The organism is Paenibacillus sp. B46(2026), assembly GCF_056786355.1.
Genome location: NZ_CM165907.1, coordinates 777,727 through 793,558 on the forward strand (window position 1 = coordinate 777,727; position 15,832 = coordinate 793,558).

At 47.6% G+C, this 15,832-nt stretch carries 14 protein-coding genes and 1 other annotated feature; of the genes, 6 read left to right on the forward strand and 8 right to left on the reverse strand.

Features of this window, described 5'->3' with window-relative positions; all coding sequences use genetic code 11:
- The first annotated feature begins 331 nt into the window (after nucleotides 1-331).
- On the forward strand, nucleotides 332-748 hold the full coding sequence (locus tag AC1S8V_RS03690) for a sensory rhodopsin transducer (protein ID WP_482072475.1): 417 nt from the start codon (nucleotides 332-334) through the stop codon (nucleotides 746-748).
- A 93-nt stretch (nucleotides 749-841) separates the two neighbouring features.
- Here the strand turns inward: AC1S8V_RS03690 and AC1S8V_RS03695 are convergent, their stop codons facing one another.
- The 5 genes from AC1S8V_RS03695 to AC1S8V_RS03715 form a co-directional block, all read right to left on the reverse strand.
- The gene (locus AC1S8V_RS03695) at nucleotides 842-1,999 is read right to left on the reverse strand and encodes a Ger(x)C family spore germination protein (protein ID WP_482072476.1); all 1,158 of its coding nucleotides are present in this window, start codon (nucleotides 1,997-1,999) and stop codon (nucleotides 842-844) included.
- The gene (locus tag AC1S8V_RS03700) at nucleotides 1,996-3,465 is read right to left on the reverse strand and encodes a spore germination protein (protein ID WP_482072477.1); all 1,470 of its coding nucleotides are present in this window, start codon (nucleotides 3,463-3,465) and stop codon (nucleotides 1,996-1,998) included. The genes AC1S8V_RS03695 and AC1S8V_RS03700 overlap by 4 nt, the downstream gene beginning before the upstream one ends.
- The gene (locus AC1S8V_RS03705) at nucleotides 3,446-4,552 is read right to left on the reverse strand and encodes a GerAB/ArcD/ProY family transporter (RefSeq protein WP_482072478.1); all 1,107 of its coding nucleotides are present in this window, start codon (nucleotides 4,550-4,552) and stop codon (nucleotides 3,446-3,448) included. The genes AC1S8V_RS03700 and AC1S8V_RS03705 overlap by 20 nt, the downstream gene beginning before the upstream one ends.
- A 69-nt stretch (nucleotides 4,553-4,621) precedes the next feature.
- A complete protein-coding gene (trpS, locus tag AC1S8V_RS03710; RefSeq protein WP_482072479.1) occupies nucleotides 4,622-5,614 on the reverse strand; it encodes a tryptophan--tRNA ligase in 993 nt (330 codons plus the stop codon).
- A 140-nt stretch (nucleotides 5,615-5,754) separates the two neighbouring features.
- Nucleotides 5,755-6,072: a binding site (T-box leader), on the reverse strand.
- Nucleotides 6,073-6,099: 27 nt separating this feature from the next.
- Complete coding sequence (locus AC1S8V_RS03715; protein ID WP_482072480.1) at nucleotides 6,100-7,035, reverse strand: DMT family transporter; 936 nt, start codon at nucleotides 7,033-7,035, stop codon at nucleotides 6,100-6,102.
- 167 nt (nucleotides 7,036-7,202) lie between these two features.
- Here AC1S8V_RS03715 and AC1S8V_RS03720 point away from each other — a divergent pair, with 167 nt between their 5' ends.
- On the forward strand, nucleotides 7,203-8,588 hold the full coding sequence (locus AC1S8V_RS03720; protein WP_482072481.1) for an aminotransferase-like domain-containing protein: 1,386 nt from the start codon (nucleotides 7,203-7,205) through the stop codon (nucleotides 8,586-8,588).
- A gap of 222 nt (nucleotides 8,589-8,810) precedes the next feature.
- On the opposite strand, the gene AC1S8V_RS03725 is transcribed toward AC1S8V_RS03720, so the two are convergent.
- Both AC1S8V_RS03725 and AC1S8V_RS03730 read right to left on the reverse strand, forming a co-directional pair.
- Entirely contained in the window at nucleotides 8,811-10,130 is a 1,320-nt protein-coding gene (locus AC1S8V_RS03725; protein WP_482072482.1) for a glutamate-1-semialdehyde 2,1-aminomutase, read from the reverse strand.
- Nucleotides 10,131-10,261: 131 nt separating this feature from the next.
- Nucleotides 10,262-11,305, reverse strand: coding sequence for an LCP family protein (locus AC1S8V_RS03730; protein ID WP_482072483.1), 1,044 nt, complete (start codon nucleotides 11,303-11,305; stop codon nucleotides 10,262-10,264).
- A 128-nt stretch (nucleotides 11,306-11,433) separates the two neighbouring features.
- On the opposite strand from AC1S8V_RS03730, the gene AC1S8V_RS03735 reads away from it, so the two are divergent.
- From AC1S8V_RS03735 to bcp, 4 genes are read left to right on the forward strand one after another with little or no spacing between them, the layout of a single operon-like run.
- The gene (locus AC1S8V_RS03735; RefSeq protein ID WP_482072484.1) at nucleotides 11,434-12,480 is read left to right on the forward strand and encodes an ABC transporter ATP-binding protein; all 1,047 of its coding nucleotides are present in this window, start codon (nucleotides 11,434-11,436) and stop codon (nucleotides 12,478-12,480) included.
- A 1-nt stretch (nucleotide 12,481) separates the two neighbouring features.
- Nucleotides 12,482-13,276 (forward strand): ABC transporter permease, encoded by a 795-nt coding sequence (locus tag AC1S8V_RS03740; RefSeq protein ID WP_062837592.1) that lies wholly within the window; start codon nucleotides 12,482-12,484, stop codon nucleotides 13,274-13,276.
- A 4-nt stretch (nucleotides 13,277-13,280) separates the two neighbouring features.
- Nucleotides 13,281-14,066 (forward strand): ABC transporter permease, encoded by a 786-nt coding sequence (locus AC1S8V_RS03745; protein WP_036614076.1) that lies wholly within the window; start codon nucleotides 13,281-13,283, stop codon nucleotides 14,064-14,066.
- A gap of 45 nt (nucleotides 14,067-14,111) precedes the next feature.
- Nucleotides 14,112-14,576: a thioredoxin-dependent thiol peroxidase gene (gene bcp / locus AC1S8V_RS03750; protein ID WP_482072485.1), complete on the forward strand. Its 465-nt coding sequence runs from the start codon at nucleotides 14,112-14,114 to the stop codon at nucleotides 14,574-14,576.
- A gap of 113 nt (nucleotides 14,577-14,689) precedes the next feature.
- Here the strand turns inward: bcp and AC1S8V_RS03755 are convergent, their stop codons facing one another.
- Nucleotides 14,690-15,811 carry a GerAB/ArcD/ProY family transporter gene (locus AC1S8V_RS03755; RefSeq protein ID WP_482072486.1) on the reverse strand — a complete coding sequence of 374 codons (1,122 nt, stop codon included), beginning with the start codon at nucleotides 15,809-15,811 and terminating at the stop codon, nucleotides 14,690-14,692.
- Between the last annotated feature and the right edge of the window lie 21 nt (nucleotides 15,812-15,832).

A 15,832-nucleotide genomic window follows, 5' to 3' on the forward strand; every position in this document is an offset into this window, starting at 1 on the left:
GGAGATAAGCTACCGCAGGATTTTAAGTCCTGTGCGTCTGTATTTTCATTAAGCGAGTTAAACGAAGTAACGAGCCAGCAAAAGTTGCCCAGCGAATAGCGAAGGCAATAAACTTTTAAAAAACAGGCGAGCGTAGCAGCGGAGGAGGGCGGAATCGGGTAGAGGGAGCGAAGCGTCCGCCTTTGGAGCGGGATTTCCCCTGCTGAGGGGGAATGAATAGAAATCCCGAGCCAACAGCGGCCAGTAGCCCGATCCGCCCACCGAAGCGACTGCCCCGCGAGCCGCCACATTTTTAACCAGATTGCAATCGCAAAAGAGGAGGATGTATTCAATGACACCTGACCAGACAGAAACAGGCACGTCTGTCCCTAAGAATGCTTTAGCACCTACAGGTCACACCTACTGGGTTATTCCGGATGGCTACATTCCCCCGGAGAGCCGAGGTACACTTGAGAGTCATGAGAGTATCTGTGTACTGAACACTAGTAGCACGGATGCGGAGCTGCACATCACGATTTACTTTGAAGACAGAGAACCACTCGAAGGTATTGTCGCTGAAGTGCCAGCGAGAAGGACGAAGCATATTCGCACTGCATCGCTTCGCTCCGGAGAGCAGTCAATTCCGCCAGGCGTACCTTATGCGATTACGGTTTCGAGCAACATCCCCGTCATCATCCAGTACAGCCGTTTGGATACGACTCAGCCTGAATTGGCTTTGATGAGTGTTATGGCGTATCCGCTGACGTGATACGAAATGCAATACAAGAACCAGCAATAGGTAGAAGAGAAAATGGCCAGTAACCTTGCATTCACACTGCAGGTGACTGGTCCTCTTTGTGTATTACTCAGTGTATTTGTACGTGCTGGCATTAAGGATTTTTACACGAACCTCCACTTTGCCAAGTTTGAATCGTTTGATGGGATCAGCCCGTTGCTGAACCTGTTCTTTCCACACTGCAAGGTCATGACGATACAGATGTTCCGCTAGGCCATAGGAATCAATTTTCCGTGATTTGTTTTTTTTGAATGTTGTCCGAATTTCGGATTCGATCTGTTTCTCAGCTGATTTCTCCATTGTGCGAGGAGATTGGTGGGAGCCGTTATCCTCGACAATGACACCTTTTACCGAAGTGATCAGGTCGAAAATGACCCCATTTCCTTCTTTCCTTGATGAAATTTTCGTATGCGGGTTATGGAGGCGAAGTGTGAGATCAGGAGTTTGGCCCCCGTTCTTATAAACGTACAGTGGGTACTGGTAGACACGATTATAATTTACGAATCGAGTACCATCTGCGTCCTCCCCTGCCACTTTCCCTTGACTTCTGCCATTTGAAATGACAAAAAATCCATCCGTTTTAACCAAGGGGGGAGCTTCATCTCCATTGAACCAGGTTTGGTTCTTGTTGGTGATCGAGGGTAATAGGATAACCGAAGCAGGCTCACGAATACCGTCAAGAAGCTGATGAAGACGGATGGGTTCGAAGGCAGAATGCTGCTTGTACAGCTTAATCGGTTCAAATAGCTCAATGGTCTGGGTAGATTGGTTCAGCAGGGCAGAGGGGGCAAGCACATCGGGTATGCTTTGTTCCGTGCCGTAGATCCATGGTGTATATCTCAACTGACCCGAATGCAGCAGTGTGTTAAAAATATCCCCCAGCCGCCCGCTCAGGGCATTTTTCGATATAACAATCGCCTTTACATGGGTCCACAGTGTTTGTTGCTGTGAAGTTTGATAGAGGTCATTAATAGCCATACTTAAGGTTTTGCCTTCGCCTCGCCCAATCCAGATATCGCTTGCTTCCCGCGAAGTCGGACCTTCTTGCTTGGCGATACTGGAGAAATCGATTAGTTGGGCGTAAGCAATATACTTGTCATCCTTATAATCTATCCCTATTCCCGTAATAAAGTTAATGCTCTGGACCTCTTTGGAATCCCAGCACCCCGTCAGCATGATCAGACTGCTCATAAGCAAGCACACCAATTGAATCCATCTGCTCACGGACGTTTCCTCCGACGGGTAGAATCCTGAGTATGGAGTGCGGCCGGACGCTTGGTTCTCTTCATGGAAGGGTACATGGATACGGCTTGGGTGAAGTCGCCGGGAATATAGGGAGAGACGGGGGACAGATAGGAGACGCCATAACACTCCAAGGATACAAGGTGTACCAACAGGGCAAATAGTCCAAGCATGAAACCGAATAATCCAAGGAGGGAAGAAACAATAAGCATCCCGATTCGCACATGAGCAGTAGCCCCACTGAGTACCGTATTGACTAGAATATAGCTGGAGATAACTGAAATCGCTACCGTGACAATGATGGTAGGAGAAGTAATCCCGGCACGAATAGCTGCATCTCCAATAATGAGTCCGCCTACCACACTGACAGTTTGGCCCAAAGCACGAGGAAGTCTGCGGCCAGCTTCATTGAATAACTCGAACATAAAAATCATTAAAAAGGCTTCCAGCGTTACAGGCATGGGCAGCCCCATACGAGTACCAGCAATCGTTGCCAGAAGCGGGAGAGGGATCTGCTCCACATTAAAACTGGTGAGGCCGATATAGAATCCAGGAAAAAAGCAAGCAATCAGCAAACCGGAGATCCGCAGGATGCGTTCAAAAGTCACAATGAAGAAAGGAGTGTTCTCATCTTCCGGTGATTTCAACTGATTGAACAGTGTAGTTGGAGCGATGATCGCAACAGGTGAACCTTCAATCAGAACAGCAAAACGCCCATTTAAGAGCGAGTCCACGACATAGTCAGGTCGCTCTGTATTATCGGTGAGAGGAAAGATACTGCGAATGCCTCCCATAACTGCTCCTTCCATAACAGAAGTCCCAATAATACCATCAACTTCAATTTTATCTATATTTTCACGTGCTTCTTTTAGGATCTCCGTATTTATAATGTCTTTTACATACAATAGGCCAATAGAGGTTTGAGTTCGCCCACCTTTAACATATTTTTCATAGCACATGGAAGAGGTTTTCATCCGTTTACGAATGAGTGCGATATTTACGCTCAGCTCTTCGGTGAATCCATCACGAGGCCCCTTAATGGAAGACTCAATGGCTGATTCTTCAGGGTTGCGTCCAGGAATGCTCGCAATATCCAAACTGCAGGATTGATCGCCGTTGCCGAAGATCAACAACAGTTGTCCGCTAAAAATCAACAGGTTTAAATTATTCGTATCTCGAAGGTCTTCCACTGGATTTAGTGATAATCCAAGTTCTTTCGGGTGCAAATCTTCTTCGAGCAGGGAATGATCCTCGAGCCGGGGAATGATAAACTGGTTGATTTGTTTAGCATCACTCATACCATCGCAATACAGCACAATGATCGGCAAATCATTTTCATTTTTTGCTGGAAAGGTTTGAATAACGACATCCGCGCAGGGAATGAATTGTTCTTTCAAAGAGGCAAGCAGGGTTTCATGGGACGTGGTGTCAATCGTTGGATGCTCCATGATGTTTCCTCCTCTGATGGCGTGAGCTGATGAATGCAACGGTCGTTGCAAGTATTGCTAGTCCGCTAAGATAGATGAGATTGAACGGGAATATGTAATCGACAAGCAGCTTTTCGAATGTAATATCGTCTAGACGGTACAGCATGGAGAGTATAAATAGAACGGCTAAAGAGATACAGCTGATGATCCTTCTGGAGGTGCTCTTAATATTCCAAATTTCTACCACAATATACATGGCAAGGCTGATCCGGGTAAACGAGCCGGCGAGCCACTGGTAGATGGAAAAGAAATCGGTCTGGGCAATGTATTTACCCAAAGAGGCAATTCGCCATTCTTCAAAAGCAGGATACCGCATTTTGGCAGCCTCAAATGGGTTGAATTCCACGATCGCCCCAACGAGCGGACCTAGGGTCAGGCCGGCAATAATGAGTGCGAGCATCAGATACTGCCATACACGGATCCGTTTCGAAAGGTGGGGTTGTATGTACCAGATGAACAGCAGTTCAAACATGCCTGCAAGACTATAAACCATACCATGGAACACGGGATACCAGCCCTGTTCAAGCACAGGGAACAGACGACTGTAATCCTTATATTGGGTATTCACAATCGCAACATAGAAGCCAAGCAGTACAACGAGTGGCAGGATCAATCCTGCTGTGAAAGCCAAAGAGCGCATGCCTTTATAAGCCGCATAGGCACAGAGCGACATGAGCGCAATGCTGGTAACCAATGTAGGAGTTTCCGTCAGGTAACTGGTTTTGGCCCAAGTGGTGGTATCGTGTAAGGTGAAATAGATGACGGACAGAAAAAAGAGGCTATTTCCAATCCGTAAAAGCAAGCCAAGAGGCTTACCCAGATGGGAAGTTAGCCAATCATGCAACGTTTGGTGCTGGAGAAAACGAGAAACATAGGCAAGCATGAGCGCAAATACAAGGTAGGGTCCTGTAGACAAAAGAACAGAGATCCAGGAATCCCTTTTAGCCGCAGACAACAGGGCAGGAATAATCAGAACGTGGCAGATTAGACCAACGGATAACATGATTAACATCATGGCTTGTAAAAAAGAAGGCTGTGTTCGTTTCATGCTGAGGGGTCTCCTTTTCCCAATAGACTGTCCTCAGCAGTGTTAACGTGATTGGATCGCTTCATACTGTCAATCGAAATAACGAATACCCATGGCTTCTCGTACCTCTAACATCGTTTCCCGGGCCGTTTTCCTGGCCTGTCGTGTCCCCTCAATAAGAATCTCTTTCACTTGATCTTCTCGCTGTTCATAATAATTCCGTCGTTCACGAAAAGGAGCAAGCAGATCATTGATGGCTTCACCTGCCATCTGTTTACAATCTTTACATCCAATCCTCCCCTGACTGCAACAGGCATGTATTTCGTCTACGTTCTCCTTGCGGAAAAGCTGATGATAGGCGAAAACAGGGCAGATATCCGGATGTCCTGGATCAGAACGATGGATGCGGGCAGGATCCGTTTTGGCCTTGGTCAATTTGGCTTTTACATCTTCTGGACTTGCATTTAATGAGATCGCATTACCCATGCTTTTGCTCATTTTACCGACGCCATCCAGCCCACCAAGCCGCTCTCCGGTCAGAATGCGGGGTTCAGGCAGAATGGGAGCATATAGCTCGTTGAATCGACGAACCAACTTCCGCGCTGTCTCAATATGAGGAATCTGATCTTCTCCTGCCGGAACAAGGGTTGCTTTGCAGAATGTAATATCTGCAGCCTGACTGACCGGATATCCGAGAAATCCGTAATACAGGTCCGTATATCCACGATCACGTGCTTCGCTCTTGATGGTCGGGTTATGCCGTAGTGTATTGACGGTAACAAACATGGAGAAGATCACGGTCAATTCCGCAATTTCCGGGATCATGGATTGAATGAACAGGGTAGCCTTGTTCGGATCAATGCCTACAGCGAGGTAATCCAACGTGACTTGATGTACACTATCCGCAATCAACCCAGGTTGATCATAATGGGTGGTGAGAGCCTGAACATCTGCCAGTAAAATATACGTTTTGTACTCTTCTTGCAATTGCACCCGACTGCGCAGACTGCCTACGTAATGGCCGAGATGAAGCTGTCCGGTAGTTCGATCCCCTGTCAAAATAATATCGTTGTTTTTGTTCATGGTTTGTTCTCCTTTGGTTGAGTAATTTTTCAACGTTGAGCTGTCGCCACCAGCCATCTTCCACGACCATCACCTCCCTTCAGCCTGCAAAAAAATAAAAAAAGCTTCGTCCTTTATCCCATTCCCCGGTAGGGAACAGAATAAAGGACGAAGCTTATGCCTCGCGGTGCCACCTTCATTGGCCGCTCTGTTGCGGCCCACTTAAGGGATACGGATTAAGGCATCTACACAGGAAACCCGTCTATAGGGATCTATGCCTTTATCGATATCCTGTCCATGGATAACGGCTGGACATGCCGCCTCGCCTACTGAAAGTTGTATTCATGGTAACGGATACAGACTTTGTTCAACTTGGAACTCCGAAGCCCATTTCCACATATCCGATGCACCGACTTCCACCACCCGCCGGCTCTCTGTAGCATCCTGACATACGTACTTCTCTTCATCATCGTGGATAACAAATGTTTACAATTTCCAGAATTATATCACGCTTTGATTCCACTGACCAGCCTGTGTTTGCGGCCGCTCATATTGGTGCCGAGTACACCGGCGATGATTAGCAATGCTCCAATATAGTGATAGCTACCAACGGGTTCATGCAGTATCCATGCACCTCCTACGATGGAGATGAGTGTGGACAGATTGCTGAATACGCTCATCTGGGATGCCTCCAGATGGGTCAGGGCATAGCTCGCGAGAAGGGTGGAGATCATGGTGGAGAGGATCGCGAGATAAGCGAGTGCACCAAGATAGGATGCATCTCCAAGTGGTTTGATGTAGTCCATCATGGAGCCGCTGGACGCATGTCGGATCAGGGAAGCGGCGTTAAATACAATACAGCCAACCATCAGTGTGACCCAGGTTAATTCCATTGGTTTATACTTCTGGGTTAATGGTCTTGCAAGCACACCATACCCTGCAAAACAGACCGTGGATAGTAGCAATAATGCAATACCCTTCAGGTTACCCCCAGACATGCCGCTTCCTTGCATTATGAAAATAAAGACCACTCCAGCAACAGATAAAAGCAGGAACAGCTTCTGCATCGTTGATGTGCGTTCTTTCAGGAAGATTGAAGCGAGAACGAGTGTGAATACAGGGGCCATAGCCTGAATAATACCGGCTTCCGATGAGTTGGAAGATACGAGTCCAAAGGCTTGAAAGGCAAAAAATAAGACGGGAGATAACAGCCCCAGTGGAATGATTCGCCACAGATCACGAAAGCTAAGCCGGATTTTGATCCAGCCCAAAATGACAGGAATGCTGACAACGATCAGCGACAGGGCGAATCGATGTGCAAGCACATCAATCGGATGTGCTACAGTGACAGTCATTTTAACAAATAGAAAAGACAGACCGATAATAGCCGCGTACAATACAGCTGCGATATAGGCGTATCCCCGAGTGTGTGCAGTGTTCATGAATGCTCCTCCAATACAGTAGTCATACCGTGTGATCTTTCATTATCCTGAAATATGTCAGGTTCGAGGCATGTGCTGGCTTTATTCAATATACTGCCGGGGGCATCGTGCTACAATAGATAAAAGGGTAAACTGTAACGGTACAGTTGAGGGAGAGGGATGGTGCATTGAAAAAATACGAAGTAATTGCCGAAGCAATAAAGCAGTGGATTCAGGAACAGATGCTGCAGCAGGATCGTCGCCAGTGGGCAGATAAGGGCATTCGACTGCCAGCCGTTCGAGTTGTAGCAGAACAGTATCAATGCAGTGTAAGTACAGCAATTCGTGCATATGAGTGGTTGGAACAAAGGCATTTGGTGTACGCCATCCCCCAATCCGGTTATTATGCCGTACAGAACGGAACAGGTGCTCAGGACATGGACTGGCAGGGAGCGTTGGACTTCGCTTCGGCTGCTCCTGATCCGCGGGTGTTCCCTTATGCAGACTTTCGTCATTGTGTGGATCAGGCAATGGAGAAGAAGCAGGCAGAGTTATTCATGTATGGCACGGATCAGGGATTACCTTCGCTTATTCTGCTGTTGCAGAAGCAGTTTGCTGATTATCAAGTGTTTGCGAGAACAGAGCAGTTCTTTATCACGTCAGGTGTGCAACAGGCACTGGCTGTACTTGCATTGATGCCTTTTCCCAATGGAAAGAGCAAAGTACTGCTCGAACTACCGACCTATCACAATATGCCTTCCCTACTGAGTGGTTTGAATGTGCCGATCATAGGTGTGAGACGTGCCCTAGATGGGCTGGACTGGGTATCCCTTGAACGTCAGTTCGCTGAGGGAGATATTAAGTTTTTCTATGTCATGCCGCGCTTTCACAATCCGATTGGCACATCGTTAACTGTTGCTGAGAAGAAGAGACTGATCCGGCTTGCACAGCGGTATGATGTCTATCTGGTGGAGGACGATTATCTCGCGGATTTGGAGGACAATACGAAACAGGACCCGCTATGGTCCTATGATACGGAAGGCCGGGTCATCTATCTGAAGAGTTACTCCAAAATTTTGTTTCCAGGGCTGCGAATTGGTGTAGCTGTTCTGCCCTCACCTCTAATTCAATCATTTGGTGCTTACAAAAAAATACTCGATATTGACACTTCCGTTCTATCTCAAGCTGCTCTGGAGATCTATGTCCACAGCGGAATGTTTGCTCATCACAGGAAAGTGATTCGCAACCGCTATGCTGCCCGGATGCACACCGTGCATGAGCAACTGGATACGTATCCAGACTTTGCGCCATTTATGGAGGCTCCTCGAACAGGAGGGGAGCATACAGTATTGCCTTTGGCGGGTGATATGCCACTTCGTGTTCTGGTATCCCGGCTCCAAAAGCGCGATGTCATCGTTGATACGACAGAACGGTATTATCCGGAGGGAACATATCAGGCGCATCAGGATCAAATGCTGCGATTGAACATCTCCAATGTGCCCAAGCAGCGAATCGAAGAAGGGGTGCAGAAGATCCGGGAGGAGATTTTGAAACTGCAGATCAGTAAGAAATAAAGCTGAGAACAATAGCAAGACCCTAACAGCAAGACCCTAACAATAAGCTACGCATGAAGGTGTTGCACCTAACATCTAGCCATATGTAGCCACTCACCACTCTTTGTACAAAACACCAAAAGGCGTCCAGACAAGTTGATCACTTGTTGGACGCCTTTTAACGTGAGTGTTATCCATGAAGCATGGGGCTTGTAAGAGACGAGTGAATGCAATGAATTCTATTTATTCCTGTGCCATTGCCTTGAAGGAAGCTTCTGCGGCTTCCAATGTAGCCTGAACATCCTCGTCTGTATGAGCAGTGGTCAGGAACCAGGCCTCATATTTGGATGGAGCCAGGTTAATACCACGGTCCAGCATGTGACGGAAGAAGGAAGCGAAACGTTCTCCGTCCGTGTCTTGAGCGTGATCGTAGTTGGTCACCGGATGATCACAGAAATGGGTAGAGAATGCACCGCGAATCCGGTTGATCGTCAGTGCAAGGCCATGACGGTCAGCAGAAGCTTGCAGACCTGCTGTCAGGTCGATCGCAAGACGTTCCATCTCTTCATATACACCCGCACCTTGCAGAACCTCCAGACATGCAATCCCTGCGGAGATGGATGCAGGGTTACCAGCCATCGTTCCCGCCTGATAAGCCGGGCCGAGCGGAGCGACCTGTTCCATAACGTGTTTGCGTCCGCCGTAAGCACCAATTGGCAGGCCGCCACCAATGATTTTACCAAGAGCCGTCAGATCCGGTTCGATCTCTGCATGGTTATCGAGTCCGGCGTATGTCTGCGTAGAACCGTAATGGAAACGGAAAGCCGTAATGACCTCGTCATAGATAACCAGTGAGCCGTTAGCACGTGTCATGGCACAGAGGCCTTCCAGGAAGCCAGGTTCCGGCATAACCATACCGAAGTTACCAACGATCGGCTCAACCATGACCGCAGCGACATCGTCACCCCAGCGCTCCAGTGCAGCTTTGAGGGCACCCAGATCATTGTAAGGCACGGTAATGACCTCTTGCGCAATACTGGTTGGAATACCTGCACTATCCGGGATACCCAGCGTGGACGGGCCTGAACCCGCAGCCACAAGCACCAGATCCGAGTGACCGTGGTAACATCCGGCAAATTTTACGATCTTGTTGCGTTTGGTGTAGGCACGAGCTACCCGAATCGTAGTCATGACCGCCTCCGTACCGGAGTTTACAAAACGTACTTTGTCCATGGAAGGAATTGCTTCCTTCAGCATTTTGGCGAGTTTGATCTCAAGTTCAGTCGGAGTACCGTACAGAACGCCATTTGCTGCTGCTTCGGTAATCGCCTGTGTAATATGGGGGTGGGCATGTCCTGTAACAATCGGACCGTAAGCGGCCAGATAATCAATATAACGGTTGTCATCGACATCCCAGAAGTGGGCGCCTTGGGCTTTTTTCATAAATACAGGTGCACCGCCACCAACGGCTTTAAATGAGCGTGAAGGACTGTTAACACCCCCTACAATATGTTCAAGTGCTTCTGCGTATAAAAGTTCGGATCGGGAACGTGATGTATTCATAAGATAACTTCCTTTCGTAATTCAAAATATAATAGAGTAACAAGCAACAGAAAGATATGATGATTTTCTCATCATGATATAGCCGGGCACAACGAGAGGGCAGCGTAATGGCTGCCCTCTGCATGTTTACATTACTGAGCCGGTTGCTCTGACTTCTGATCGTCACCACTGGCTGTTTTATCTTCGGTGCTGGTCGTACTATCATCCGTTGTGGCAGGTGGGTGAATAATATCCTGAATATGCTGCTTCAGTTTCTCTTCATTCGTAACCGTCAATACTTGTGCTCCACCTGCTGTACGTTCTTCTTTCAGCAGGTTCATTGGCGGGATCTGCTCACTGCCGTTCATGCTGCTCTGGTAACCGAGTCCACCCAGCTTCCACATATCGGAGAGCGTCAGATTTGTATCTACATACGGATTGACCTGTTCCAGAATGGCAGGCAGCTTGGCAATGGTTGTCGTTGATTGCATTTTCGACGTTACAGCTTTCAGCAACTCACGCTGACGCTCGGAACGAGCGAAATCCGACATTGCGTCATGACGGAAACGAACGTACATGAGCGCTGTCTCGCCATCCAGATGCTGATAACCTTTTTTGAGATCAATATCGTATTCGTTATTGTCTGCTTTACTTGTATAATGCATGTCCTTCTCCACATCAAAATCCACGCCGCCAACGGCATCCACCAGTTTGATGAATCCCTGGAAATCCGTATACACATAATACTGTACAGGAATGCCGAGCAGGTCACTGGCAGCTTGCATCGCTGCGTTAGGGCCATGAGTGATCGCGGTGTTGATCCGCTCCTTACCGTACCCGTCAATATCGACGTATGTGTCGCGCAGAATGGAGAACAGATTAATTTTTTTGGTGAGTGGGTCGAGCGATACGACCATCATGCTGTCGGAGCGGGGAACTTCACCTTTTTTCAATCCGCGTGCATCGACACCCATAACGAGAATATTTACCGTTTCTGTGCCTTCCCATTTTGGAGGGTCAGGAGTATTTACTTTCTCCACATTCTCGATACCTGCGAATGGTGAGTCGTCGCCGTCCTTTGCCAAACCGTCCAACTGATTGAGAATAGAACCGAAATAGTATGCCGCTGCTCCTCCAACGATTAACACGAAGGCGGCAAGAGAAATCCATATGGTTCTCTTCGTCTTTCTGGTCATGCTAGCTCTCCTTTGTATTTGAGATGAAATAAAAAACGAGTTCGGGTATTGCTGAAATTTGACTGATACCATTATAATTTCTTTTTGGGCTACAAGCAATTTCAACAAAATCCAAGTGAGGTATAATCATGCTGGCGATTGATGTCAAAGATTTGCGCAAGTCGTTTAACGTCCAGAAAAGCCGAGGTGGGCTGAAGGGTGCATTCCAGGACTTGTTCGCACGTCAATACCAGGAGGTATTGGCTGTGAATGATATTTCATTTCAGATTCCGCAGGGTGAAATATGTGGATATATTGGGGAGAACGGTGCCGGCAAATCAACAACAATCAAGATGTTGACCGGCATTTTGGTGCCTACTTCCGGGCAAATATCGGTTGGTGGATATGTTCCGTATCAGGAACGGGAGAAGTTTGTACAGAATATTGGTGTTGTTTTTGGTCAGCGCAGTCAATTGTGGTGGGATATTGGCGTTATCGAATCCTTCCATTTATTACGCAAAGTATATCGTGTAGGAGAGGTCGATTTCCGCAAACGGCTGGATGAATTGGTTGAGCGATTGCAGCTCCAGGATCTGCTGAGCCGTCCGGTGCGGAAGCTCAGTCTCGGTCAGCGCATGCGCTGTGAGTTGGTAGCAGCCTTGTTGCATAACCCGAGCATTGTTTTTCTGGACGAGCCAACCATTGGTTTGGACATTGTCGTGAAGTCGGAGATTCGGGAGTTCCTGAAAGACATGAACAAGGAGCATGGAACGACCATTCTGCTCACAACCCACGATCTGCAGGACATTGAGGCACTGTGTTCCCGGGTTATCATGCTTGATGCAGGCAACATCATCTATGATGGAGGTCTGGATCATCTGAAGTCCCAATGGGGCAAGGAGCGGGAAATCCGCTTTAAGTTTGGCTCGGCTCACAACATAGGTCAGATGCAGGAATGGACATCTGCTTTGCCTGTGCGTTGGACGGTAGAGAATGAATTGTCCGCATCTGTATGGATTCCGCTGGAACTGAATGTTTCGGATGTACTCGGACGTGTCGTTGGACAGGCTGATATTACCGATATTCAGATTATCGAGATCAACACGGATGAGATTGTGCGGAGTATTTACCAATCCGGTTCCGCCGAGCGTCCCGAGATTGTGGGAGCAGGGAAAGAAGCGGTGAGTGTATCCTGAGATGAATAGTGCATTTATTGATTTTATGCGTATCCGTTTTCTAACGATGCTGGCATACCGGGTGAATTATTACTCCGGCATTTTGATATATACGCTGAATATCGGCGTGTATTACTTTACCTGGCAAGCCATTTACGGTAGCAGTGGTGAACTTGGTGGCTTCACGGCAGCACAGATGACCACTTACATCGCCGTATCCTGGATGGCACGTGCTTTTTACTTTAACAACCTGGACCGGGAGATTGCCGCAGACATTCGGGATGGCTCCATTGCGATACAATTCATCAGGCCGATCAATTATGTTATGGTCAAAATGATGCAAGGTCTTGGCGAAGGCATTTTCCGCTTTCTGCTCCTCATGATTCCAGGGATGCTCATTGCCATTCTGCTATTCCCGGTTGAACTGCCTACGGCGCCATCAGCGTGGATTGGCTTTCTCGTCATGCTGTTCTTCAGTTTCCTCATTAATTCCCAGATTAATGTGATAACGGGACTGGCTGCATTCTTTGTGGAAAATAATGAAGGCATGATGCGCATGAAACGCGTCGTGGTTGATTTGTTCTCCGGTCTAATCATCCCGATCAGTCTGTATCCAGGCTGGATGTCTGCGGTGATGAAAGTATTGCCTTTTCAGGCCATTACGTATCTGCCCGGTTCCGTGTTCACTGGAAGAGTGGAAGGTACCGCCATCTGGAATGTACTCGGTATTCAGGTGTTCTGGTTTGCCGTGTTACTGCTTCCGATGGTATTGATCTGGCGTAAGGCGCGCAAGCGTCTGTTCGTGCAAGGGGGATAACGGAATGTACTATATGGGTCTGATCTGGGAATATTTGAAAAACTACATGAAAACACGACTCACGTACCGTGCCGATTTCTGGGTGGAGATCCTATCGGATCTGCTGTTCCAGGCAACCAACCTGATCTTTATCTTTGTGGTCTTTCGCCATACGGATAACCTGGGCGGCTGGAGTGAGAGTGAAGTGCTCTTTGTTTATGGATATTTTATGGTGCCCTATGGCATCTTCAGTTGTTTTATCAATCTGTGGGGATTCAGTGAGCGGTACATCGTCAAAGGCGAGATGGATCGGATCCTGACACGTCCTGCACATAACCTGTTCCAGATCTTGCTTGAAAATGTAGATCCGCCTGCACTCGTGGGCTCGTTTATCGGCTTGATCATCATGATCTTCAGTGGAGCAGAGATGGGTCTGATGCTGGAGTGGTGGCATATCCCTGCCTTAATTATATTGGCACTCAGCTCAGTCATGATCTATGCCGGCATCTATACCACATTGACTTCACTATCCTTTTATTCGGACGCGCCAACAGGTATCCTGCCGTTGATGTATAACATTCAAGGATATGGACGCTACCCGGTAACGATCTATAATCGTGCCATTCAGGTGCTGTTAACCTGGATCATTCCGTTTGCCTTCGTGGGCATCTATCCGGCAGCCTTGTTCCTGGAGAGGTCCGAGATGCATCGCATGGCACTCCTGACACCTGTGATGGGACTGGTGTTTGGCTCCATGGGCTTGCTTCTGTGGAATTTTGGCGTGAAGCGGTATCGCGGAGCAGGTTCATAATAACGCCCTATAGCAATTCATGGGGGAGATTAGGGAGGAACTGACATGACGTTAAATGTAGGCGAATTGGCACCGAATTTTGAGCTTCCGTCCAGTACGGGAGAAACAGTAAAGCTTTCGGATTACCGCGGACAGCGGGTAGTGCTTTATTTTTACCCTAAGGATATGACATCGTCCTGTACGCAACAGGCTTGTGATTTCCGGGATCGACATGCTGAATTTGAGGGACTGAACACGGTCATTCTCGGGATCAGTACAGATCCGATGAAACAGCATGATAAGTTTATTGCAAAATACGGACTGCCGTTCACTTTGTTATCCGATGAAGAGCACGTCGTAGCTGAACAGTATGGTGCATGGCAGCTGAAGAAGATGTATGGCAAGGAATACATGGGCATCGTACGCTCCACTTTTCTGATTGATGAGGAGGGGAAATTGATCAAAGACTGGTCCAAAGTTCGGGTCAAAGGACATATTGAGGCTGCACTTGAGGCTCTGAAGGCTATATAGGCTGCCCCGGCAGAATATTCATCAACAATATAAAAGGCTGTGCTCGCGGAAGTTGCCGTGAACACAGCCTTTTGCATATCCGGATTCCAGTACTTCAAAACGGTTGCTTTTTCTTAAGAAATTATGCTATCCGAGGGTGAGGGTTTGCTTTTACGTGAACGAATGCGATAAACCAGCAAGAGGAACAATGGAATGATGAAACTGACGGTGATATCCCAGTCTACCCACACAGGCATGATCGTATCCGTATAGAAAATAACATTCGGAGCAATCAGGACACCCAGGGCAAATAACAGCAGGGACGAAGGCAAAATGAGAGGCCTATACGTCTTTAATCGAAATAATTGTGCTGTTCCCAGCACAAAAGCAAATAGATACAGCAGACTTTTAAAATAGGTAGAGATCAACCAGGCGATAGCCATGAATGCTTCAATTCGTTCGAAGAAATTACCGATATTAATTTTTTGCGAAAGGGCATATGAAATATAGATGCTGTGCTGCGTCAACGTAGGTCCCATCACCATGAGCGAGAGCAGTAATAACAAAGTTAATAGTAATCCTCCAAAGAAGGTAGCCAGCAAGAAATCACGTTTGAAATGAGGCCCTGGATTCACATAGGGGAGAAACACGGAAAGAACAATAAGTTCGCCAAAAGAAGTAAATGCTCCGCGGATTACGGACTCTACAAGATGTACCCAAGGCATATTAAAGTACGGCTGTAGATTTGCGCTTTGAGCTTGAGGAAGAAGCCCCAGGAAGAGAAGAGCTATAAACACCACAACAATGGGGGTTAACAGTTCGGAGCTTAATCCTATCGTACGAAAACCATGGATCAGCCCCCAGGCCAGGGAGCAAATGATCATTATTATAATGACCCGGATAGGGGTCTGTAGATAGATCTGGGTCGTCATGAAGTCACCGACCTCACGGACACATATGGCTGCACCTATGGCGAAATAAAATAGATAGCCAACTGAAAGCACGGAACCAACCCAGGTCCCGAGTAACTTGTTACATATTTCAAAAAGGGACAACTGTGGATGTGTTCGATGCAGTTTATATAGAACCCAGATGATGCCAAGACCGATTGGCAGACCAATGAGAGAACAGAACCATGCGTCCTGTTTACCTACTGCGGTAACGAGTGAAGGGTAAATTAGAACCATATCTCCAATCATTACCAGGAAGGTGAGCAGGGTGAACTGCCGAATTGTAAGTTTTTCCTTCATCAACATGTCCTTCTGCTCCTTCCCATG